The organism is Desulfatibacillum aliphaticivorans DSM 15576, from assembly GCF_000429905.1.
In the GTDB taxonomy this organism is placed as follows: Bacteria; Desulfobacterota; Desulfobacteria; order Desulfobacterales; family Desulfatibacillaceae; genus Desulfatibacillum; species Desulfatibacillum aliphaticivorans.
The window spans coordinates 166,972-192,832 of record NZ_AUCT01000006.1 but is presented as its reverse complement, the minus strand read 5'-3'; the positions used below and the strand labels follow the sequence as shown (position 1 = coordinate 192,832).

Genomic DNA, 25,861 nt, shown 5'->3' with positions numbered 1-25,861 from the left:
CCTTTTCGTCAGAATATTCTATTGTTCTTTCCGCTTAAATAAGTTACTCACACCCTTTATCACTATTATCTGAACATTCATAGGGGTCTGCCGCCCCAATCAAGTGCTTACGGAGGTTCAATTGGGGTCTTTTGATTGCGTGACCTACCTGGAATGCTGCGATAGCCAACAATTGCTGAAAACCTTCTCAAGTGTATTCGGGGATTACGGCTACTTACCCGTAAATGCGCCGTCTTATGAAAAAAGTTTATCTCTGTTGGATGAAAATCCCTTTGATGAAGTCCTTAAGCCCAAAGAACTGTTGGTCGCCGTTATGCAGATGAACCAATCTTGGGTCAAGATCAACTGTCATCCATGCTATCTGCTATGCGCGGATGTGGCCGGAAGGATGCTGATTCAACCGTTGTGCGATCTGACGGGCTCTTCGGCTTTGGTTGCAAACATCTATGACGGCTGCGATATAGCGAGCGTTTATGTTGAACCGGGAACGGACCCTGTGTGTACAGGGGCGACGTATGACGCCTATGACTATCTCTACGAAACCTACCCCGATGTTTCCTCTGAATCACTATTTGGCATCGGGATAGATGGTAAAAGCTCCAAAAGCGTAGAAATCCCGTTCCATGGAGGTATGAGGAATTTTGTTTCCCTGGAAGCAAGTTTTGACAAGCCGGAGATCTTTAAAGGCGTGAACACGGACATTTTTGCGGAAGACCTATACGACGCCCTGGACTCAGGAGCTTTTCCCGAGGAAACGAAAAAATGCGGTATTTTTTATTGGCGGGAAGATGAATTGGAAAAACTGGACCACCTATTTCGGTTCCGAAAGTTTGTTTAGGCGGCGAAGCAAAAATGCTCTGAATGGTTTCCGATGTTGCGGGGTCAACCCGGAGCCGCAGCGAATAATGGCTATGGTCTAAAAAGCAGGGAAGAAATTTGGGTTCCGGCAAACGCATAAAAAGGACGAGAAAGAGTGAAGCGCAACCTGACAAGGAGTTTTTGCCGGCTTGCTCTTTTACCCTGGAGGAGTTGAAGGAAATTCCTGTAGCCGAACGCTCAAGAATGCTCGGTCCCACCTATAAGATCAAATACTTCAAACAAGTTGCATTGCTTAGTTTTTGGACGCCGATAGCCCTTATATTTACAAATGTCATCCTGATTGGACTTAATTCTGAAAATGCAATAGATGGATGGATGATAGGTCTCATTTTGGGAGCAGTGACAAGCGTCCCTGTCCTGCTTGCCCACCTTGCCATTCAAAACGGATGCGCTTCTTCTAACCAGGGTACATACACCCGAGAAAAGGAGCCTATCCGATTCTGGGTAAGTATAATATTTCTATATGCAGTGACATTGCTTTTTAACATTGCGTGTTTCGTGGAATGCGGCCCATTGACTTGGTAGCAGCAATTATTGCCCGATCTCTAGCCTCCTCGCCGGACGCATCCTTGAATCCGTTAGCCTATTCTGAGAAAAACTGATTATCCTGGAGTTATGAGGGGGTGGATAAAAAATCATACCAATCGAGACAAAATATAAATTTTGTGATATTTATTTCTCTGGATTTTCAATAAAAATGCAATATGGCGCAAACGAGGCGGTTGGCATGATCATCTCGGCAAGCTCCAGGACGGACATTCCCGCATTTTACGGCGACTGGTTTCGAAATCGCCTGGACGCCGGATATTGCCTATCGATCAACGCTTTTAACGGCCGGGTTTACCGGGTCGGGCTTAGCCCCCGGGAGGTGGACGGGTTCTTTTTCTGGACCAAAAATCCCGGCCCGTTCATGGGCAACCTCTCTGACGTGCATTCACGCGGCTTTCCCTTTATTGTGCATTACACCATCAACGGCTTTCCCCGCTTGCTTGAGCCCGCCATCCCCTCCGTGGAAGCGTCCGTCTCCCATTTGCGTGTGATCTCAAAAACGTACGGAAAAAAGGCCGTCATCTGGCGATACGACCCAATCCTCATAACTTGTGAAACCGGCTTCGATTTTCACCGCGAGAATTTCGCAGCCATCGCCCGGCGCCTGAAAGGAGCAGTGAAGGATGTGGTTGTGGCCTATGCATCCTTTGCCTTCAGAAAAACCCGAACGAACCTGACCCGCGCGGCCCGGGAAATGGGCTTTAGGTTCGAGGATCCGCATATTTCCTCCAAACAGGCGTTTTTGCGGGAATTGGCGGCGATCGCTTCGGACAACGGCATGGCCCTGCGCCTGTGCGGACAATCGGAATGCCTGAGCCCCGGGATACTCCCGGCAGTATGCATCGACGCCATGCGCCTGAGCGAAGTCGCCGGCCGATTGATTCCCAGCAAAAGACCGGGGCATCGCGGGAAGGAGTGCGCCTGCGATTACTCCCGGGACGTCGGCGCTTACGTCACCTGCGGCCACGGCTGCCTTTATTGCTACGCCACGGCGAGCCACAGGACCTCCCGGTTGTATCACGAGCAACACGACCCCAAGGCGGAATGGCTGCGAGGTCCGCGCAGGTTAAGGAAGTCTTCGGCTGCATCCTGATATGAGGAGAATCGTCCATGAAGCCCAAGCAATTTCCAGTTCCGGCCCAAACGCCTTTGTTCCCGGAGGAATCCCTGCCCGGAGGCAAGGCGCCCGTGCTTATCAGCGCCTGTTTTCTGGGGTTCCCTTGCCGGTGGCACGGCAGGCCGGCAAAGCGGCGGGACAAGCTGATCAAGGACCTCAAAAAGAAATACGTCCTCGTTCCGGTCTGCCCCGAGCAATTAGGCGGCATGCCCACGCCCCGCACCAGCGAAACCCTGTGCGGCCATACGGGCGCGGAAGTGCTGGACGGCTTATACCGGATCATCGCCCCGGAAACCGGAGAGGACGTGACGCGATTTCACGTCAACGGCTCGCGGTACGTTCTCAACATCGCCCGGACGGTGGGCGCGGAACGCGCTTACCTCGAGGGCGGCTCCCCCACCTGCGACAAGGAAGGCGTTACAGGCGAACTCCTGCGCCGTAACGGCGTCCGCGTGATTCGCGTCGGCTGATTACCACAGGCAGTTGCATCGCCCGCGGCTTGCCGACAGGCCGACCTTGTTCATCAAAAGAATGCACTTCCGTAGCAGAAGAGCAGAAGAACAGCCCACTGTCATCGATTATTGGAAATGTCTCTTCACAAAACGCCTGGCGTACTCAACTATTCTTTGGACCCAGGCGAACGAATCGTCAGGAGCATTCTCTTTCGGCTGAATTGCTGAATGTCGTATTATTTGTCTTAACCGGCAGTCCTGAGTATCTTCAAGTTGGTGTTCATCTATCTTGACTGACTTGCTCAGGAGAACCTCGCCTGTCGCACTATCAAGGGCCTCCAGCTCGGCCTCTCGGGTTTCCTATACAGTCGCCCTTGCTGCAACAGTTTCATTAATGAGGTCAACATACCTGACCCTTTTGTCAACTCCAAGAACAGGGAACTCCCCAATTTCAAAATGATTTTGCGAAAAAATATTTTTTCTTTGATCCATTCGGGAGGACGGTTTATCATCCCTTTATAGCCTTTTAAAGATATACTATCAAAATTCGATAGTTGCCGCCCAAGCCGACGCTGCGGCAACTTTGTTAAAAGCAGGATCAACGGTCAAAGAACACGATACACAATATGGCCATTGAAACCAAGACTAATATGGTTTTTAGGGATTTTGCAACGAGGCCGATAAGAAGACAAAACTGAGGCGTTTTGAAGCGAAGCGGCTAACCATCATTGATAGAGACAACTAAACCACAGACGGGGCAAGGAACCCATCCCCATAGAGATTATTTATATTTTACAGCCTTCAATTTATCACAGGTATTGACTGTTTTTCCACCATCGGTTAGAAAATCAAAACAGAATTTCTACAAGCATACAATAGATATATTTAACAGCATTTTTACTTATGCATTATCATGAAAATGCTGTTTTTGTGCATAACTACAGACTATCGCGAACAAGACCTGTTATTACAAAAGCCTCTGCCCCTCCAGTGGAAAAAAAGGGACCTCTTCCGGTTTTGCAATAACAGGAATATCTCCTGCTGTACGGGGAGGTATTCAAGCTCCAAAACAGCCTCTGGAGGAAACGTCATGCCTCAGTCATCCGCCGCTGCCGCGCGCTCTTATTATAAAAATTCTTTCTACACAGATACCCAGCGTCCCAAACATAACATGGGCAGCCGCCCCTTTCTTGTGGGCGGAATATTCTTCCTTGTGTTGATTTTGTCATCCGGGCTGTTTTTTCAGGCCAACGCCTCGTCGGTCATCACCCTGACCGTTGGAATGAGCCAGGATGATGCATACTCCAGCACGCCGACGCCTCAGGTGGATGACTATACCTCATCAACTCTGCGTGTAGGGACTTTCTCAGACGATTCCCGCACTTATACCACCGGGCTGCGTTTCACGGATGTCCGGATCCCCCCAAAATCGGAAATTCAAGCCGCCAACCTTACCACGACTTTGGTCAATGCAAACGACTCGGGCGGCCAAATGCTCGTAAGACCGAAAATACTCCTGGATCCCAACGCCCAGGATTTTGCAACAGACCCGTCCGTAATTGACCGTTCCCCCCTGGAGATATGCAGTTTATGGGTCATCGACTCCGGCGCCGCAGCAGGCAGCCGGCAGACTTCGCCTTCACTGGCGGATCAAATAGCTGATTTGACGGAATTGGAAGACTGGGAATCTGGAAGTTCCGTGACCATTATCCTCCTCCCCTATGACGACATTGACACTCCCGTGGAGTTTTATTCTTTTGACGCCAACAATGCCGCTGCGCTGCCCACGTTGACCATTCAATTCGAGCCCTTCCCCCCTGTGGTGGAATCCATTGTTCTGAATGACGAAAACCCCATCACAGACACCACCGTAGTAACCTACACCGTGACCTTCAGCCAGCAAGTCGCCGGGGTGGACGCTTCGGATTTCCACGTGCAATCTTTGTCCGGGGACTGCTCCGAGGTTCAGATTGCCTCCATTAGCCCGAATTCCTCCGCCCTCGCGGATGTTTATACCGTCGCTCTAAATGTGGGCTCCAGCGACAAGATCTTTCGCCTGGAGCTTTTGGATGACGACTCCATCCAGTCCGAGTGGGGAGTTACGCTTCACGGCTACCAATATCCAGGAAGCTACTACCCCTCTACGAACGGCGATTTTACGGATGGGGACGTCTGTCTGATAGATAATGGGTCCACTGGCTCTCCGCCTTCGGTTACTGACATTCCTTCCGACGGTTTGAGCCTCTGGTTAAAAGGAGATTACGGCGTCCACATCGTGGATAGCACAGGACAGGTTTATAAATGGGAGGACGCCAGCGGGAACGGCGCCCACGCCGTGCAGTACGACCTGGATCAGGCCCCCTCCGGCGATATATTAAAAGAAAGCGGATATGAATTTTTTCTCTGGTGCGACGATGATGACGGCTACTGCTGCGACAACGGATCCGGAGGATATCAAGTCATCGTAAACGGCGAGACGGTTATCTCAGGAACGGCGTTCGAGGATTTCACAAGCATGTATTTCAGCGCGCCTGCAGGCGGAGAAGGGTGCGATCCGAGCGAAAGCAGCGTGCAAGTCGTCTTTACAACGGACGACAATCCCACGGATATGGGTTGGGAAATCTACAACGTAGAAACCTGGGATTTCATAGCCGACGGATATTATGAAGACGCCAATACAGTGTTCACCACCACGTTATGCCTGGAGCCGAGCCAGGTCATGCATATTTACAGCGTCTATTTTCAAGGAGATGATGACCAGGATTTGCACCAGGGCCTGGACGGAATTACGGACATAGCGGTCGACGATACGGCCGATGTGTTTGTCGTCATGAAGAATTTTGAGAACGGCTACAACTATTTTGGCTACCCCGCCTTTGTGGCGGGTCAATATCCTGCATCAACCCCCAGCGTGTTCATAGGCGCGAGCGACGGCAATTTCCTGTCATACTTCATGAACGGCCCGTCTTATCCGGGGCATGGGGACGACGCCTACATGGCCCCCCATCAACAAAAAATTGGAAACGCCGTGAAAAACGGGGAGACCGCCCTGGCCTTCCTGGACGCCATTCCGGTGGACGAACGCACTTATCCTTCCCCGGCTTCCACAGAGGCATACAGCCTGGGATACCTGAAATACATGGCGGAAGGCTCCATTTACACCAATCAATTTAATGGAATGGTCTCGGAAGTCATCTTGTACTCACGGGTGCTCAGCGATGAGGAAAGGGAGCAGGTAAACCAATATCTGGCCGCCAAGTATGACATTGACTTAAATGAATCCCCCACGGACATCAACCTTTCCTCCGCAACCGTGGAGGAGGGAGCGCCTACCGGTACGGTAATCGGAACTTTTGCCGCCGAGGACCCGGATGAAGGCGATACATTCACCTACGAGTTGGTGGATGACGCCGGCGGCCGATTCGCTTTGTCGGACGATCAACTGGTTGTAGCGGACGAACTCCTGCTGGATTACGAAGCCGCCTCCCAGCATACCATCACGGTCAGAACCAGGGATTTGGGCGGCGTGGGATATACGCTTGACAAGGATTTTGTCATTCAGGTTCTGGACGCCGCCAACGACAGGCCCACGGGAATCAGCCTTTCGCCCAACACGGTGGAGGAAAACTCTCCGGCCGGAACCCTGGTTGGAACCCTGGCCACCCAGGATCCCAACAATGACGCGGATTTCACCTACACTTTGGTGGATGACGACGGCGGCTGTTTTTATCTGGACGATGACAAAATTTATGCTGCGGACGCCGCTCTGCTGAACTACGAAACCCAGATCACCCATACAATTACCCTGCAAACCCAGGACCCCGGCGGACTGGCCTGGGAGGAGACGCTGGAAATTTACGTCCAGGACGTCAACGAGCAGCCCACGGAACTCACATGCACCCCGGACGTTCCGGAAATCAATGAAAACGTCAATGCAGGCAAGTTCGTCACCACTCTTTCCACTGTGGATGAAGACGCAGGACAGACCTTCACCTACTCTGTAATAACGGACAGCGTGGGAGGAGGCGCCTTCGCCGTATCGGGCGAAAACCTGGTCGTCGGCGATAACTCCTATTGGAACTACGAAGTCAACTCCGTGATTACCGTAACCATCCGCACCACGGATTCCGGGTCCCCCGCCCTGTATCTGGACCGCACCCTTACGGTCAACCTGGTCAATAAAAACGACGCGCCAACGGATATTGTACCCTCTTACGACGGTACTCCCATCCCGGAAGACAGTTCCAACAACACCTTAATATTCAGGCTAAAAGCCGTGGATGAGGACGAGGGCCAGACCTACACCTACACCAAAATCGCGGACAGCCCTTCGGGAGCTTTTTCCGTCGGCCCCTACGACCAATATAAAGGATACGTCTCCGTTAGTGACGGCTCCCTGCTGGATTACGACACCCAGCCGGAATGCTGGGTCAGGGTTCGGTGTACGGACAGCGGAATCCCCAGCGGAACAAACACGAAGTACGTAGAGAAGACCCTCTATATTGATCTGTCCGACGTCGTTGACTCAGCGCCCACAGGCATTTTCATGACCCCGGAAGGGGTGGATGAAAACACGCCCAATGGAACCATTGTCGGACAATTGACGGCCGTGGACACGGACGAGAACGACACTCATATTTTTTCACTCATGGCGGACGACTCGGGCGGCGCCTTTTTGATTCATAACGACGGCCGGGTTGAGGTGAACGACAGCAGCAAGCTGAATTACGAAGCCTTGGACGGATACCCCAGGTATTACACCCTGACCATAAGGGTTTTGGACTCCATGGCCTTGGAGTACACGGGCGACTTGCAGATCATCATCAACGACGTCAACGAAGCGCCTACGGACATTGAGTTCACCGGCGGCCATACCGTCAACGAAAGGACCGGCTTCGGCGAGGGCCAGGGAGGCTACATCGCTTTTATCAGCTCCACAGACCCGGATCTGGATAAGGCGGTAAATTACTCCATCGCTTCCGATCCCTTGGACGGGGCCTTTAAAATCGAAGGCGCCTTTCTGTGGACGGATGACGCCTCCAAAATCAATTACGAGGAAAACCAAACCGTCACCCTGCGCATCCGGGCCACGGACGAAGGTACTCCGCCCCTGTATTACGAGGAGGATTTCGTCGTCAACGTCATCAACGCCAACGATCCTCCCACGGACATTACCATCAGCAACTCCAGCGTGGTGGAATTCGCGGACGCGGGCAGCCTCGTGGGCTCTTTGTCCACGGTGGACGAAGACGGGCTTGAGGACACGCACCAATACCTAATCGTGGGCGATACCTCTCTGGGCGGTTTCGCCCTGGTGGATAACATCCTGGTGGTGGGCAATCCCAACGTGCTCATTTATGAAGGACGGCCCACAACCCATACCGTGACCATCCGCAGCGTGGATTCCGGCTATATGGAAGATGGCTGGACCGCCGACGGAGACTTTGGGACGCCCAGATACCAAATCGAAAAGGGCCTGGTCATCACCGTCACTCCCGGAGTCAATTACGCGCCGGAACGGCTGTATTTGAACGGCGAGTTGACCGGGTTTACGGTCACGGAGAACGAGGTGGTAAACGGGCAGGTAATCGGCGTGATTACCGTGGACGACTACAACCCGGCCCAGACCCATGTTTATGAAATCGCCTCCGATGATTCGGGCGGCGGCTACGCCATAATCGGCGATAAACTCGTCATCAGCGACAGCGCAAAAATCGATTTTGAGACGGCCACGTCCAACGTGGTGCGCATTCGCGTTACGGACAACGGCGTGCCTCCCAAGTCTTATGAGCAGGATTTCGGCATTCTGGTGGAAGACTCCAACGACACGCCCGATATTAAATTTACAGGCGCCAATTATCCCATCCCGGAAAATGTGCCCACCGGCGAAATCGTGGGCTGGTTTACGGCGGACGACCAGGACGAGGGCCAATCCCATATCATGTCCATCGCCTCGGGCGGCGAAAACCATTTTGTCCTGGAACAGTCGGGCGCCCAGTGGCGGCTGATTGTCAACGCAGCCTTAAATTACGAAGTCTGGCCCAGCTACGACATGGAAATCTATTGCGTGGACGACGGAACTCCGCCTCGGGGAGTAGTCAAAGCCTTTACCATCGAGGTGGAAGACACGAATGATCCGCCTTACGGGCTTCATCTTTCCTCCACCGACGTGGATGAAGGAACGCCCGCAGGAACCGTTGTGGCAACGCTTACAACGGACGATCCGGACGTCAACGATGATTACCACAGCTACACTCTTTTAAGCGACTCCACGGGCGGGGGCTTCCAAATCGCCTCGGACAAGCTCCTGGCAGCGGACGCTTCCAAGCTCGTATACACTCCCGGGCATGCGGAGCAGCTAACGATTCAAACCAGGGATCTGGGCGGCCTGACATACGAAAGAACCTTTGTCGTTACCATCAACGATGTGCAGTTCCCCATGGAGAGCTTTTCCCTGGACTCCAAAACGGTCACGGAAAACTCGGAAGCGGGAACCCTGATAGGTACATTTACGGGCGAAGACCCGGACCACAATGCGTCCATCCAGTACACCCTGACAGACAACCCGGGAGACGCCTTCAGGATCGTCATTGACGAGCTTCAGGTGAATCTCCAGTCGGCTTTCGACTTTGAAGCCTCCCCTACCCTGTCCATCACGGTGGAAGCCGAAGACCTTTCCGATCAAGGCGCTTTTGCGCCCTTGACCAAATCGTTCACTATTGAACTTCAAAACGCCAACGACCCGCCCACGGACATTTCCCTGGACGGCAACCAGGCCGGGGAAAACTGGGCCGACGGAACGGTTATTGGCGCATTTACAACGGCGGATGAAGACGGAAGCCTGGACCGGCACGAATACACCCTCATTACAGACCCCACCAACGGCGGTTTCGCCATAGACGGGGAAAACCTGGTTGTGGGAGACTCCAGCCTGCTGACTTACGACTCGGAAAATCCCACCAGGACCATACGCGTGTCGTCCGCGGATTCCGGTTTTATGGAAGAAGGCTGGACCGAGGAAGGAAAAAACGGAACGCCTCGCTACTCCACGGTCAAGAACCTGGCTGTCTGGGTGGTTCCAGAAATCAATACGGCGCCCTATTCCATCGCCCTGTCCTCCAACACGGTTCCTGAAAACACCCTGGAATACGAGGTGGGAACCCTAAGCGTACAGGACGATAACGCAACCCAAAGCCACACTTTTGAAATCGTATCCTACTCCTCGGGAGGCGCCTTTGTCATCGAGGGCGACCGCCTGATTGCCCGTTACATCGGCTGGATCGATTACGAAACGGCCCAATCCCATGTAGTGCGCATTAAAGCTACGGATGACGGCGTCCCTGCCATGTCTTGCGAAAAAGACATAACCATCAACGTCGAAGATAAAAACGAGCCGGCGTACCTGGAATTTGACGGGGACGATAATATTGACGAAAACGCCGCTGTTCCCGCCTACCTGGGAATGCTGACTGTGCTGGAGCCGGACGCAGGCCAATCGGCGACCCTTACCATCCAGCCGCCTTGGGATTCCTATTTCCGAACGGAAAAATGGGGCGAAAACGAAGACGGCGACGAGATGTTCTCCTTGTTCCTGGATCAAAGCATTTCCAGCGCCGAACATCCGCAGATAAACCTGTATATCACCACGCTGGATGACGGCGCGCCGCCAATTTCCAGCACGACGGGATTCCTGTTCCTCATGGATCCGGGCGAAAACACGGCGCCGCTGTACATCCAAATCAACGGAAGCGTGGCGACGACCATTCCGGAAGACGCCTGGGCAAACGATTTGGTGGGAACCCTCACCGCCGTGGACGCCAACCCGGCCCAGACCCACACCTTTACCTTGCTGGACGACGCGGACGGCAGGTTCTATCTGGACGGCGATGAGGTCAGGGTGGCTGAAGGCGCCGACCTGGACTACGAAACCTACGGAGGATTCACCATTCAGGTTCGGGCTACGGACAACGGCGAGCCGCCGTTGTACCTGGATCAACCCATCATCATCAACCTGGAAGACGCTACCGACCCGCCCACGGATGTCAACGTATTCACCTTGTTGAATCCGGTCCGGGAGGACAGACCGATCGGCACTATAATCGCCCGTATCGACATTACCGACCCGGATGCGGTCAACGCCTATACGTATGAGATCCAGGGCGCGGGTTATGATGATTTTACGATTCAAGAAACCAACAGGGTTCCTTATCTGGTCACGGCAAAGGCTCTGGATCACGCCGTCATGCCGACTTACACCCTGGGAATCATTATCCATGACGGAAACTATGACGCCTCCGCCCAATACACCGTAGAGGTGACTCGGGTGGACTTTCCGACCACAAGCCTGGAATTTACTCTACTTGACGGAGGATCGGCCATTGATGTTGAAGAATGCCGCAAGTACACGGGCAATGTCCATGTTGGCGAACTCTCCGCCCAGGACGGAAACGGAGACGCCATCCTGAATTACGAGTTGACTGAAGACGCCAACGGCCGTTTTGCCGTGTACGGTCACTCCTTGTGGATTACGGAAGGGGCTGAGTTTGATTTTGAAGCGCGGCAAGTGTACGTGCTCGAGGCAAAGGCCTGGGACCTGTACGATGAAGAAGAAATGTACACCCTGGCCAACGTTACGGTCCGGGTGGGGGATGTGGTTTCCGAAACCATGACCGTGGGGAATGTGCAATTCCTGACGGATTCCATCCAAACCCTGGACGGAGACGGCGACGCCCTGGATGAACCGGTAATGACGTCCTCTCCCGTGTGGATGCGCCACACGGACGATGCGGTCAAATACGATCTGAAAACCATCAATACAAATAACAAGCCCATCGTCATCACCGGAACCCAGGTGCTTTTCTCCGGCCCGGTGACTTATATGAACATCGCGGATCTGTGGTACGGTTCGGCGTATTGGGATGGGGAGGAGTACGTCTATGACCTTCTTCCCGGGGACGTGGACCTGTTCACAGGGCCATGCCGGCTGGATGCGGATCAAATGGTCTTCACCCCGGTCAATCCTGACGACGGGCCTGTGCTGTGCGGATTCTCCACCATCGTGGACGCCATTCAATACAAAGAAAGCTATATTTTTGGCGAATACAATCCGCCCAGGTTCTCCATGGTCTTTGACGGAACCCTGCTGGCCGACGGCGGGGATTACCCCATGCCGTTCACCGGCCTGGGAATATGCCCGGACGCCGGCATCCGGTTTATAACCGAGGAAAACGCCAGCCTGAGCTTTTCCGGTCTGACCATTTCGGGCATAAGCTGGAGCGATTTTATATTCAACCCGGCCTGGGAACGGCTTGAAACGCCCGAGACCTTCTATCTTGGGAACTTTACGGATTATAAGGCGCTTACCCTGGATAATCTGGAGTTCTATGCGGACTATCCGCCGACCATGGACGGCGCCAGCTTCATGGCGGGTATAGACGTCATCGAGTTGGAAGGCGTCAGCATGAAGGATAACAGCATCAAGGGCAACGGTCAGGGGAGCGACTTTTTCCTGAAAAACGTGCTTCTGGATTGGGATTACGGAGGCGTGGCCGTCTTCGATAACGGATATTTTCAAACCGACTATTGGAACGGCATTTTTCCAGCGGGCCTAACCAATGACAAGGGGCTTTATTTTGACAGCCTGGATATCGCCACGTACGACGGCCATGAGGTCTTCCACATGGATGATGTCAACTATTGCATTCCCAAGGTGGGATACGGCCGCACCATCAGCTTTACCCAGGCAACCAGCGAATTCTCCACCCTGGACTGGGAGTTCGGCGCTGGCCATACATACATGGATGACATTTATTTTGACTCCGCAACCGACACGCAGCATGGGGGGGATGTTTATTCCGACTTTAGCTTGAACACGGCCAACATGGATTTCAGCGGCGCCATGAATTCCGGAAACGGAAAACTGGACCCGGCGGAAGACGCATTGGAAATCACCCTTTACGGCGGGCCTATATATCCCACCCCCACGTTAATGCGTTTTCCTGACGCCGGGGTGGACTGGAATCTGCTTGGGCTCCCTTATTACCTGTATTTCGAAAACCTGGAGTTATACAAGGGCTATGACTCCTCCACGGGGCAGGAGGAGTTGTTCGTCAAACTTCCCGCCGGGGTGCTGGACATCGCAGGCGTGGAATACGATCAACAGGGATCCTATTTTACAAACCGGGGCTTGGAAATTCCCTCGCCCGACATGCATGCGGCATCCCAATGGGACATGAAAAACGGCTCCGTGCTCATTGACAATGTGTTGATACACAAAGATGGAATCACATGGGAAAATCCGTCAGTCACCATCAGCGGCTTTGATATGCCCATCCTTTCCATTGAACCCATGCCAAGCAGAGACGGCATGCAAATCAATTGCGCCCCAGGCTTTAACTTTTTAGGAGAAACCCTAACCCTTGACGACATGGAAATGCAATATCCCAAGCCTGATTTGGAGGACATTATCCTGGGCTTGGACGGCGGTTTTTCAATACCTAGAATAAAGGCCAAGGGAGTCGGCGTGGCCGGAATCATCGTCCAGATTGATTTTGATCCGCAAACCTATTTTAAGTTCGGCGGCGGAATAGTACTGCCTTTCTGGACGCCGGCGGCGGGCACTGTCGAGGAGTCCGGGCAGGGCATCTCCGGTTGGGTGGCATTCAGGGACGGCAAATTCGACGGAATCTTCATTAAAGTCATAGGGATGAACATTCCTCTGGGGGATTCCGGCGTGTACATGCAGGACATTGGAATCGGCCTGGAAGGAACGGCCGGAAAATATCAGCCGCCGAATGATATGCATTGCGAGGAAGTGAGCGAATACCTGGTTTCCGACGGAGAAATCTGTTGGCCAAGATCCCTGGTATTTGTGGGAGAAATACGATTTACAGGCGGCCCCGCACAGAAAGTAGGACCGGTTAGCGTCGCCATGCTGGCGGGGTTGGTGGAGTTTACCACGGACATAGGAGGCGCCATCAAACTGGAGGGCACAATCCAGCTTATGGGCATTGCCGACATCGCCGGCGCCAAGGTTCTGGTTATTTTCTCCGGGGCGCAACAGGGTGTGATGTTCAGCGCCTACATGCCTATTTACCAATACTTTACAGGCGCGGGCGGCATATACATCACCTTTGACGGCTGGGTCTCGGGTTACGCCCGGATCTCATTAAAAATTCCCGACAACATTCCGCTCGCCGGAGGTTTTGAATTCGCCGGCGTAGGCTGCAATTTTGACAACGAAGGAATCGGCGGCAACGCCAGCGTCCTTGGCATATTCTCCATCGGCTTCCGGGTGGACGCGGAAGGCTTCCACGCTCCGGTCAAGGGCGTCACCGAAACCCTGGAATGGGAAAATCCCTATAACCAGCCCCAGTACTGGACCCAGGAAGACAGGAAGGGTGACTCGGGAGACTATCCCGCGCAAGCCAGGTTCCAAATGGGGACCAACCTGATCCAGCTGTCCAAGCATTACAGCCTGGATAACGCCGAGGATGGTTTTAGAAAATCGGACAAGGATTTCACCGGCGATACGGTGGAGCTTGAGCTTCCCGCCGGAGATCCTATTATCATCAGGCTGAATTACGAACTGGAAGGCGGCGATCCCCATTATACGCTGACCTCGCCCTCGGGAACGGTTTACACGCCCGAGGCCAATCCCTTTGACACGGACAATCCGGCTGACGTCATGTACAGGGGAAACGCGGCGGCTATGGAAGCCTGCTACTTCCTGTCCAACCCGGAAGGCGGAACCTATACAGCCAGTATAACTTCGCCCGCAACCCTGGGCCAGTATATCGTGGAAGTTATCGCCATCAACAAGGCGCCTTCCATCGACATCACCGACGCCTACAGCGACGGGCAGACCATCTATGTGGAATGGGACCAGATCGACGAAGACGATCCGGTGACCACCACCCTGTACCTGGCCAACGAGCGGGACATAAACAAGCACATCGGCTCTCAATACGCCCAAGTGCCTGTGGATACGGCCGGGGCGCACTCCTTAAACCACACCTACGACCTGATCGAAAATCCGGTGGCCTCACGCTATTACTGGATCATGGCGAAAATCGACGACGGCAAAAACGCCGCCAGGTTCGCGTACAGCGACGAGCCGATTTACGTCCCGGACCTGGATGCGCCGCCCAGCATAGAAAACATCCGGGTGGAGGTGCAGGATGAATCCACGGCCCTGGTAACCTGGGACCTGCTGGAGGACGAGTCCATCATCGGCTACCGGATCGTATGGACGGACGACCTGGAAGACCCCAATTATAAATACGACCAGACGGAAACGGAGCAAAACCTTGATAACTCCCTTTTAGGAGCGTCTCTGGTGACGGACCTGACGCCGGGCAAGCGGTATCGTTTTTCCGTGGCCGCCATCAAGGAGATTGAAACCTCCGAGACCACCAGGGCGAACAAATACGAAATCGTCAGCGAGGCCGCCCAAATCTTGATGGGCGCCAAGGCGCTTGACGAAGACCTGACCTACGGCATGGAGGATGAGGATACGGAATTCAGGAAAGAAGACCTGGAAAGCCAGGTTGTTCTCGCCGAACCCAACTCCGTCGACGCGAAACTGGCCTTAAACAGGGCCGAAAGTATCGTGCGCATCAAGGAAGGCGGGCGCCTGGACCTGGATAACGATCAGGTGAAAGCCCTGGCCGAGCATGCGGTGCATCTTGCGGCTAACACCGAGGTGCAAAGACGCGGCTTCTCCAATAGAAAAACCAAAGAAGAAACCGACGATACGGTCAAAACCAGGGCCGTGGAAAGCCCGTTCGAAAACTCCGTGACGGTTTTGATGATAAACCACGACGCCGTCAACAACGTCCCGGTCATCACCTCCACGCCCAAGCGCGACGTGGTGCAGGCTGGTTCAACCTTCACCTATCAGGTGCAGGCCTACGATCCCGACGGGGATGCTTTGAGCTACCTCGTGAGCGACGACGGAGGAGCGACGGGCATTGAAGTTTCCGACGCCGGGCTCGTCTCCTGGACTCCCACGGAAGAGCAAACCGGAACCTGGACCGTAACCATCGCAGTCCAGGACGACCAACTGGCGGAATCCTCTCAGACGTTCTATATTTATGTGGCGGGCATGCCGCCCGAGGCTTCCGCTTCCATCATTTCCGATCCCCGGGTCTTTGTCAGCGCCGGAGCTTTGTTCTCCTACCAGTTGGTGGTGGAATCGGACAATAAGCAGACAGCGGTCGAATTCAGCCTATTGAAGGCGCCGGCAGGCATGACCATCGACGCAAACACCGGGCTTGTCACGTGGCAAACCGCTGCGCCGGGCGACATTGGAACTTACGAAATCAGCGTAATGGCCAGACAGGGAGACCTGGAGGACGTGCAGACCTTCACCCTGCAGGTGCAGAATATTCCGCCGGTCATCACAGGGCAGGCCAACGCCCTGACCACGCCCGAGGAAACCCCGCTGACAGTCGCCTTCGGCGATATTCTGGTTCAGGACGACCAGAGCTATCCGGATGATTTCCGGATGCTGGTGGGCGCTGGGAATAACTACTCCTACGCCGATACCACCATAACGCCAAACACGGACTTTAACGGCGTATTGTCCGTCCCGGTCCAGGTGTACGACGGCCTGGACGCAAGCGACTGGTTCAACCTGGTGGTGACCGTCACCGCGGTCAACGACATTCCGTTGATCATCGGCCAGGAGGATCTTTCCATCGCGGCCGGGCAGTCCCGGGAAATCACCCTGAACGACCTGACCGTGGAAGACCCGGATAATACTTACCCGGACGATTTCACCCTGCAGGTGCTTTCGGGCGATCATTACACGGTGAACGGCACGACCGTCGTCAAGGACGCGGATTACAGCGGGCCTCTGACCATCGGCGTCAGGGTGAACGACTCGCAGGCGGACAGCCCGGTTTTTGAGTTGTACGCGCCGGATTCCGACGACCTGGACGCAGACAATATGAACGATGCGTGGGAAGATCAGTATGGTTTGGATTCCAGCATCGACGACTCAGACGGAGACCTGGATTCGGACGGCGTGGACAACCTGACCGAATACAATTGTCAGACGGCTCCCAATGATCCGGCCTCCAGGCCTTACGCTCCCATGGCCTGGGCCTACTGCCCGGCAACAGCCGATCCGGGCGCCGAGGTTGTCCTGGACGGCATGGGCTCCTCGGATTTCAACGGCGACGCCCTGACTTACCAGTGGACCCAGTTGTCGGGAGAAAGCGTGGAAATCATGGACGCCCAGTCACCCAAGGCATGGTTCACGGCGCCGGCGCAGACCGGCGGGGCTTTGGAATTCGCCCTGACGGTTCGGGATTACTGCCAGGAATCCACCCGCACATGCATTGTAAACGTGACAGCCGCGGACGATCCTCCCACGGCGAGCGCCGGAGCGGACCAGACCGTTAGCGCAAATGCAACCGTGACCCTGGACGGTTCCGCCTCTTCGGACGCCCGGAAAGGCATTGCAAGCTACTTATGGGAACAGGTTGGAGGCCCGGAGGTTGTACTGGCCGGAGAAGACACGGCGACGACGGCCTTTACCGCCCCCACTGTGCTGGAAGCGGGGGCCGCTCTGGAGTTCCGCCTGACAGTCGCCAACGAACAAGGGTTTAAGGCTCAGGACTTCTGCATCGTAAACGTCACAGGCGCAAACGCCCCGCCAACGGCGAACGCCGGAGCAGACCTGGACGTTGCGGAAGGCGCAAACGTCATCCTGAACGGCTCCGCGTCAAGCGATCCGGAAGGCGGCGTGCTGTACTTCTGGCGGCAGGTCAGCGGCCCCTCGGTGTGCCTGTCCGATCCCACGGCCCAAACCCCGGCCTTTGTGGCGCCTTCCGTGGCTGCTTCAGGCGCTGCTGTGGAGATGGAGCTTATCGTGCTGGATGATCAGGGACTGATGGCTTCCGGCGGTCTGATAATCCAAATAGCGGACAACGGCCTGGAAGGCTTTGATGAAAACGTCACCCCGTTTGAATCCTTTGACGGCAAGGCGATAGGCGTGTGCGCCCTGGAAGGTGGAGTGACTTATCTGGACTCCATCGATCCGGCCTCCATTACCGACGAGACGAACAGGCCGGATCACCTCATGTGCGGCCTCATAGACGTGGAAATGCGCGCTTATCAGCCGGGGGACAGGGTTTCCTTCAAGGTGACTCTGCCCGAGCCCGCGTCAGCCAGTTGCAGGTGGTACAAGTACAGCGCCGCTTTGGGCTGGTACGACTTTTCCAGAGACCTGATAAGCGGAGGCGCGGGGGACGGCGCCGAGTTCTCGCAGGACAGAACCCAGGTGACCGTTTACATAACGGACAACGGGCCTTATGACGACGATCCCACGCAAGCGATTGTGCGGGACCCGTCAGGAGCGGGAACAAAAACCGCCGCATCCCAGGATAAAGGCAAGGTTGCCGCGGACTTTGGCAAAGAGGACGGGGGCTGCTTTATTCAATCCCTCATACATTGAATGATGTCAACTTGTGTTCAAGTAAATGCTTGCATTTTAAGCATATCCATAATGACGCTGGGTCCCGGCTTGCGGGCGATCCTGAAAAACGGATCGCCCTTGCCGGGATGACGATCCATATAGGTTAGCGAAAGTGCGGAGAGCGTTTGGTATTTCCTGGGGCATGACCTTATCTCCAGCATTCCTTTCAAACCAGTTTTGGAACTCATGAGATAAAAAACGTCACCTTCACCCGTTTGAATCATTCTTCCGGAAAAATGCCTGTCAATGGGCCGTGATCCATAATTTTTCTCACGGTCTTGAGCAAGGTGTTGGCGGAATAGGGCTTTTGCAAATACCAAAGCCCTTTTTGGGCGACAAAATCCGTTTTATCCGTCCCTTCATCATAAGCGCTGCAGACGAGGACGGGCGTCCCCGGCTTAATCCTGCGAATCTCTTCAAATGCCGCCTTCCCTGTTAGATTGGGCATTGTGATGTCCAGAATCACCAGGGAAAGACGGTCGCTCTGCAGCTTGAAAAGAGTAACGGCTTCCTGGCCGTCCCCGGCTTCCAGCACTGTGTAGCCGGCCTTCTCTAAAATAGCGGCGGCCATCTGTCTGACCATGGTATCGTCTTCGGCAATCAAAATGGTCTCATCTCCGCCCGCAGCCTTTTCAACAACGCCCTTATTGATTACCCGCACCTCTCTATTGACAAGGGGCAGAAAAATGGTGAATTCGGAGCCTTTTCCCGGCTCGCTGGAAACCAGAATCATTCCCCCATGCTGCTGGACAACGCCGTATGCCGTAGCCAGGCCGAGACCGGTCCCCCGCCCCTCTTCCTTGGTTGTAAAAAAGGGCTCGAAAATGCGATCCAGGGTTTCTTCATCCATGCCCATGCCAGTATCCCTGACTTTCAGGACTGCGTATCTTCCCTGTTTGGCCCAGGAATGGTTGGCGCAGAAGGGAGCATCCGCTTCCATAATGCTGGCGGCTATGGTTAAAACGCCTCCGTCGGGCATGGCGTCCCTGGCGTTGACGCACAGGTTCATCAAGACCTGATCCATCATTCCGGGGTCGGCGTGAATGGTAAGCGAGGAGTTCCAAGGCCTCCATTGCACCTGGATATCCGTTCCAATGATCCGGCCCACCATCTTCAGCAGATCGTCCACCGCAGTGTTCAGGTCCATATACTTGAACTGCATGTCCTTGCTTCGGCTGAAAAGCAAAAGCTGTTGAACCAGATTGGCGGCCCTCCGTCCGGCGGTCAGGGTTTGCTCCAAAAAGGGACGGCTGCGGTGATCCTGGGGAAGGTCCATGCCGGCCAGTTCCACAAAGCCGTTCATGGCCTGCAGCAGATTATTGAAATCATGGGCCACCCCGCCTGTCAGGCGGCCGAGCGCCTCCATTTTCTGCATCTGACGGTTTTGCTCCCGCAACGCCAGTTCATCCGTAATATCCCTTTTGGAGGCCACAAAATTAGTGATTTCCCCGTGATCGTCAACCATGGGGGATATGGTGGCCTTTTCCGTAAAAAGAGAGCCGTCCTTCCTTTTGTTGATAATGTTGCCCTTCCAGGTTTCCCCCACCAGGATAGTCTGCCACAGGTCCTCATAAAAGGCTTGGTCGTGCTTGCCGCTTTTCAATACCCTGGGCGTTTGCCCCAGGGCCTCCGCCCTGGAGTAGCCCGTTATCTTTTCAAAGGCCGGGTTAACATACTGAATGACTCCTTTGGGATCCGTAATGACAATAATGTCGCTGGACTGCTCCACAGCCGCCGCCAGTTTGCGGGTTTCCATGGCGGCTTGTTTAAGCCCCGTAACGTCCTCTATGGCGCCGTCCAGCCAGGCGGGATTTCCTTTTTTATCAAAGGATAATTTAGCATTCACAATGCCGTACACGGGCTTTCCGTCCAGACGTTTATACTCGGCCTCCATTCGAATGCCTTCCGGTGACTCCAGCAAGGCATCCAAAATTCGCTGACGCTCCATTTCATTGGGGTAAATTTCTTTTCCCAGCGACTCCACCTGGCTAAGTATTTGCTCCCTGTTTTCATAGCCCAAAAACCTGGCAAGAGTATCATTGGCCTCGATCAAGCGGCCGTCAAAGGTGCTTCGGAATATTCCGACGGGCGCGCTGTTGAATATATTGCGGAATTTTTCTTCGCTAAGGGCTAAGGCTTCCTGGGCCTGTTTTTGTTTGGTGACGTTCAGGGCCATGCTTAATCCCTGGAGTTCGCCGTCCACCTCCAATAATACCGTGGAATAAAAAATATGCCCATGGGAGCCGTCCGGTTCGTATATTTTGACAGGTTCGTTATGTACGGCGCCTTCCCTCCGTATTCGATCAAGATACTGCTGCTTTTCCTTTTCGGACCCAACCACCAAATCCATGATTGACATTTTGTGCAGGTCTTTTTTCCTGACGCCTCTTCTTTCCAGGAAGGCTTTATTGGCGTCCAGGATTGTTCCGTCATCCAGCCTGAATATGACGATGGCATAAGGGGCGTTTTCAAAAATCAGCCTGAATTTGTGTTCGCTGCGACGGATGTCCTCCTGGGATCGGACAAGCTGTTCATTTTTCTTTTCAAGCTCTTTGACGGTTTTGTTCACCCTGTTTTGAAGGTAAAAATTCCAAAGAATAACCGCCAGGGTAACGGCAATGACGCCTCCAAGAAAAAAAACGATTAAAAGCCATGGATGCTCCTTGACCGAGTCGAGCGCGTCCTCAGCGGCAATGGCGGGGCTTAATGCGAGCAGATAGAAAGACGCCGTTAACAGGCTGTCTCGAATGTTCTTAAAGCCCATGCCCCTGCTTGAAGCGCTGAAAAAAAACGGTGCAAACAAACGCCGTGCATTGCACACATGGGTCGTTTTCATCCATAAGGAGGTTGCTTTTCGCCCTTTTTCAATTGTCAGTTCAGTCATTTTTTCCATCGTCCTGCACAGCAAGGTTGTATTTTAGTTAAAAAATGATCAATAATAAAACCTTATCCCTTTTGGGTCCATTGCCTGCCCGTGTCTCCACAGTCTTTTGAAAGCTGTTTTCCGCCTCCACAGACCTTGTTTCGGCCAGAATCCTTGGCCTGATACAAAGCGGCATCCGCCGCGTTTATCAGGTCCAAAGGGGCTGTCTTGACATCCGGTTGCAGGGAGGCCGCGCCCAGGCTGACGCTAACCATATCGGCAACGCTGGAAGCGGCGTGCTCGATGTTAAGTGAGGCAACGGCTTCCCGAATGGTCTCCGCCACGTGCAGGGCGCCTTCCAGGTCCGTGTCCGGCAGGATTACGCCGAACTCCTCGCCTCCGTATCTGGCGGCAATGTCCGAAGCCCGGTTCAAAATCCGATCTATGCTTTTGGCGACGCGGCGCAGGCAAGTGTCGCCTGCCGCATGGCCGTAATAGTCATTGTACTTCTTGAACAAGTCTATATCCAACAGGATTAAGGAGATGCTCGAGCCGCTTCTGTAGGCCCTGCGGATTTCCCGCTCCAGGACGGCGTTAAAGCTGCGCCGATTGGGTATCTCCGTCAATCCGTCTATGGAAGCCAAACGATCCAGCAAGTCCGACTTGCGTTTTAATTGAATATGAGTCTTTATTCGCGCTTTGACAATAACCGGCCTGAAAGGTTTGGTTATATAGTCAACGGCGCCCAGTTCAAATCCTTTGGCTTCGTCATTCGTGGATCCTAATCCCGTTACAAAAATAATGGGGATGTGCATGGTTTTTTCATCTTCTTTTAGGATCCTGCATAGATCATAGCCGTCCATCTCAGGCATTACGATGTCCAGTAATATCAGGTCCGGGGGATGTTCACTGCGCGCCGCCTCCAAAGCCTGTTCGCCCGTTTTCGCCGCCATGATCTTGTAGTCGTCCCGCAAGAAATCCTTCAATACCTTGATGTTCTGGCGTTCGTCGTCCACAATAAGGATTCGGGAGAAGTCATCCATTGCCGCCAATCTCCCCGTCAGCCTGGACGGCCGCCATGGCAGCCCGCTTGCCGCTTTTTGTCATTAACACGGCGTCCCGCACATCGCCCAGAGTGTCCAGGGCGTCCTTGAAATCCAAATTTGAGGCATGGGCGATTAGCTGCTCACCCATTTCTTTGAAGGGGCTGCCCATACAATTGAGCAATGCTCCCGCTTCTTCCGCTTTGTCCTCCACGTCGGGATCCATTTGCTTAGCCAGGTCTTCGACTTTATTTAAGATCGTGATAATTTTTTGGGAGTCGGAAACAGGATTGCACTCCACTTCTTTAACCTTATAAGGCAGGGCGGCGCCGATTCCTTGCAATTCTCCCATGACATTTTCAAAGTCGTCGGAAAAGCGGGTCATGGCCTGATCCAGGCCCTGCCCATCGTCCTCTCTTAATTTCCGTTCCAAACTTTCACTGCTTGCAAACAGGGCTTGTGCGCCCAATCCGCCGGCAATGCTTTTCAGGCCGTGAACTTTGTCAGCCGCTTTCACATACTCCTTTGCAGCCACCGCTTCCAAAACGCAGGAAAGATCCTTGCCGTGGTCCGTTAAAAATTCCCGCAACAACTTGACGTATAAATTCCCGTTGCCTCGCAAAAGCGCCAACCCAAGGTCCGGATCTATGTATTTCATCGAGGCGGGCAAAGCAAAAGGCGGCGAAACGCTTTCTTTGGGTCCGGATTGGGCGGCATGCTTCGCCCTTCCGCCCGGAGGAATCCACTTAACCAACGTCTGAAACATGCCTTTTTGATCAATGGGTTTGGGGACAAAATCGTCCATGCCGGAGGCCAGACACTTGTCGCGCTCCGAAGGCATGGCATGGGCCGTCATGGCGATGATGGGAATCAGGCACAAGGGGGCGGGCATTTTTCGGATTTCCTGCGTGGCGGTATATCCGTCCATTTCGGACATCTGCACGTCCATTAAAATGGCGTCAATTTTTTCATTGGGCTCCAAAGCATGGATAATATCAAGGGCCGCTTTTCCATGCTCCGCCACCGAGACGGAAAAACCTTCCAACTCCAACAGCTCAACGACGATCTGCTGATTGATTTCATTGTCTTCCACAACCAAAATATGAGCGCCTCGAATGCCGTCCAGGCCGTAAATCTCAAGAGGTTCTCTTTCTTGTGTTTCCGGCCCCGGGCTGTGTGCACCTTGCATGACGGTGAGGATGGAATTGTATAGAACGGAAGGCGTGACCGGCTTGACTAAAAACCCGTCGTTCCCCGCTTGGTTGGATTGCTGAATCAGCTCCTCATTGCCGTAGGCGGTTACAATCATAACGGCGGGGGGATGGGCGATTTGTCTGCGGGACTTTATCATGCGGGCCGCTTCCAGGCCGTCCATTCCAGGCATATTCCAATCCATAAGAACAAGATGAAAAGGTTCCATGGCATCCGCCTTTTCCACCTTGGAAACAGCCTCCGCGCCGGCGGCCGCCGTACGAACAGTGCACCCGAAACCCTCCAGGTTCTCCTTCATAACCTCCCTGGCGGCCCGGTTATCGTCCACCACCAGCACGTTAAGAGCAGACAGAAAGGGTATTGGGGCGGTTTTCTTTTTGGCTTGGCTATGCAGGCCAAAGTGCGCCGTAAAGGTAAACGTGCTGCCCACCCCAAATTCGCTGCTAACGGAAATTTCGCCCCCCATCAAATCCACAATATGTTTGCTGATGGTCAATCCAAGGCCTGTGCCTCCATGCTTTCTTGTTATGGATGCGTCCGCCTGGGTAAAGGATTGAAAAAGGTACGGCGCCTGTTGAGCTCTCATGCCGATGCCCGTGTCAATGACGGAAAACCGGAGGGTTGATCCTTGGACGTCGGCGGCTTCCCGCTCCCGCCTGACCTTGATGATCACCTGGCCCTGCTCCGTAAACTTGACGGCGTTGTCGGTCAGGTTAAGCAACACCTGGTTCAAACGGGTGGGATCCCCAATCAACCCGGTGGGAACGTCCTTCCCAATATCAAAGATAACGTCCAATCCCTTTTCATCGGCCTTTACGGAGACCATTTTCGCCAGGTTGTTGAGTGCGTCCTCCAAATCAAACTCAATAGCCTCCATGGTCAGCCGCCCCGCCTCAATCTTGCTGAGATCCAAAATGTCATTAATAATCCTAAGCAGAGACTGAGCCGAATATTCAATTTTTGTGAGGTAATCCCGTTGCCTTGAGGTGAGGTCTGTGCGCAAAGCCAGGGACGACAAACCGATTATGGCGTTCATGGGCGTTCTGATTTCATGACTCATATTGGCGACGAACAAGCTTTTGGTTTCGTTGGCCATGACCGCCGCCTGCTTTTCGCGTTCGGCGATCTCCCGGAATTTACGCTCCGTGGTGTCAACCAAAATGCATTCATAAGAACGGGAAGATTCGGCTTCGCCCTCCACCCGCAGGACCGTAAACTCTCCCCAAAAAAAAGAGCCGTCCCTGCGAACGCCCCGGACTTCCACGCCCACGGCCTCCCCGGCTTCCTCCAGTTCGCGGTATAGTTGGATGCGCTTTTCTTTTTCCGGGATCAAATGCTGCTTAAGCATGGTTGCACCGTCGGGCAAATCACGGGGGGACTGATATCCCAAGATGCGGGCCAGGGCGGGGTTGGCGCTTTCAAGGCCGCCGTCCTGATCGGTTTTGAACAGCCCCTCCCGGGAATTCTCAAACATGCTTCTATATTTTGCTTCCGCCTTTCTAAGGGCGGCGTTGGAATCATTTAGCGTCCTTATCTGGTTCCGGATGGTGGTCCCCATGGTCTTCAAAACATCGACAAAGGGGAGGAATTCCTTATGGGGATTGGAAAGATGGAAGTCATAGTCGCCTTGCTCGAATTTCATAGCCAGGCTGCTCAGAGAAGCCAGCGGCTTTTTTAAAAACTTTCGGAGCAATATGCTTGTGAGGCTTAAAATGCAGGCTATGGCAATGCACTGTATGATAAATCCCGCAATCACCAACTGGCGCCATTGCTCCCGCATAAACACGTCCGTGAAAGCAAAACTGAGGGAGCCCACTTTTTCCCTGTTGTAATAAACGTCCCGAGTCAGTTCCTCAATGGGCGGGTGCTTCCAAGTCCTGTCATACCGGAACAACAACTCGCCTGAGGAACTATAAACCAATAATTTTACGATCGCCTCGTTTTCCAGGTAGGCATGGGACGTCAGCTCGACGTTTTCTGTGTCCAAATTCCATAGGGGAAATTTTATGGATTCGGAAATGAGGCTGAGATACCGAAGGGTCTGGTCTTCCAGATGTCTCTTCCCCTGCTGGACTTCAATCCTGTAAAATATATAAAAACCCAAGCTGCTGAACACGATGAACGCCAGGCTCAACCAAATAGTCAGGTTTCCGGATATGGAAGGATGTCGTTCTTTATTGAGCAATTCACATACCTCCGAGGCGCTGCGGCCATAGTGCATAAAACTCAACCCCGGCCGCATTGCAGGCGCTCACTCGCTGT

Annotated in this window: 8 protein-coding genes; 4 read left to right on the top strand and 4 right to left on the bottom strand. The window is 53.8% G+C overall.

Annotation, left to right across the window (positions count from 1 at the left end):
- Nucleotides 1-121: 121 nt before the first annotated feature.
- The 4 genes from G491_RS0106990 (at nt 122) to G491_RS0106965 (ending at nt 18,460) form a co-directional block, all read left to right on the top strand.
- Nucleotides 122-838 carry a hypothetical protein gene (locus G491_RS0106990; RefSeq protein ID WP_028314066.1) on the top strand — a complete coding sequence of 239 codons (717 nt, stop codon included), beginning with the start codon at nt 122-124 and terminating at the stop codon, nt 836-838.
- 768 nt (nt 839-1,606) lie between these two features.
- Nucleotides 1,607-2,521 carry a DUF1848 domain-containing protein gene (locus G491_RS0106980; protein WP_028314064.1) on the top strand — a complete coding sequence of 305 codons (915 nt, stop codon included), beginning with the start codon at nt 1,607-1,609 and terminating at the stop codon, nt 2,519-2,521.
- Nucleotides 2,522-2,538: 17 nt separating this feature from the next.
- Nucleotides 2,539-3,015 carry a 2-thiouracil desulfurase family protein gene (locus G491_RS29780; RefSeq protein WP_051327091.1) on the top strand — a complete coding sequence of 159 codons (477 nt, stop codon included), beginning with the start codon at nt 2,539-2,541 and terminating at the stop codon, nt 3,013-3,015.
- Nucleotides 3,016-4,087: 1,072 nt separating this feature from the next.
- Complete coding sequence (locus G491_RS0106965) at nt 4,088-18,460, top strand: cadherin domain-containing protein (protein WP_028314062.1); 14,373 nt, start codon at nt 4,088-4,090, stop codon at nt 18,458-18,460.
- Nucleotides 18,461-18,477: 17 nt separating this feature from the next.
- Here the strand turns inward: G491_RS0106965 and G491_RS0106960 are convergent, their stop codons facing one another.
- The 4 genes from G491_RS0106960 to G491_RS29770 all read right to left on the bottom strand — a co-directional run bounded on the left by G491_RS0106960 (nt 18,478) and on the right by G491_RS29770 (nt 25,784).
- A complete protein-coding gene (locus G491_RS0106960) occupies nt 18,478-18,705 on the bottom strand; it encodes a hypothetical protein (protein WP_028314061.1) in 228 nt (75 codons plus the stop codon).
- Entirely contained in the window at nt 18,702-21,365 is a 2,664-nt protein-coding gene (locus G491_RS33495) for a hybrid sensor histidine kinase/response regulator (protein WP_169829401.1), read from the bottom strand. The genes G491_RS0106960 and G491_RS33495 overlap by 4 nt, the downstream gene beginning before the upstream one ends.
- A 62-nt stretch (nt 21,366-21,427) precedes the next feature.
- Complete coding sequence (locus tag G491_RS0106945) at nt 21,428-22,387, bottom strand: diguanylate cyclase (protein WP_028314060.1); 960 nt, start codon at nt 22,385-22,387, stop codon at nt 21,428-21,430.
- Nucleotides 22,380-25,784 carry a response regulator gene (locus tag G491_RS29770; RefSeq protein ID WP_051327089.1) on the bottom strand — a complete coding sequence of 1,135 codons (3,405 nt, stop codon included), beginning with the start codon at nt 25,782-25,784 and terminating at the stop codon, nt 22,380-22,382. The genes G491_RS0106945 and G491_RS29770 overlap by 8 nt, the downstream gene beginning before the upstream one ends.
- Nucleotides 25,785-25,861: the final 77 nt, after the last annotated feature.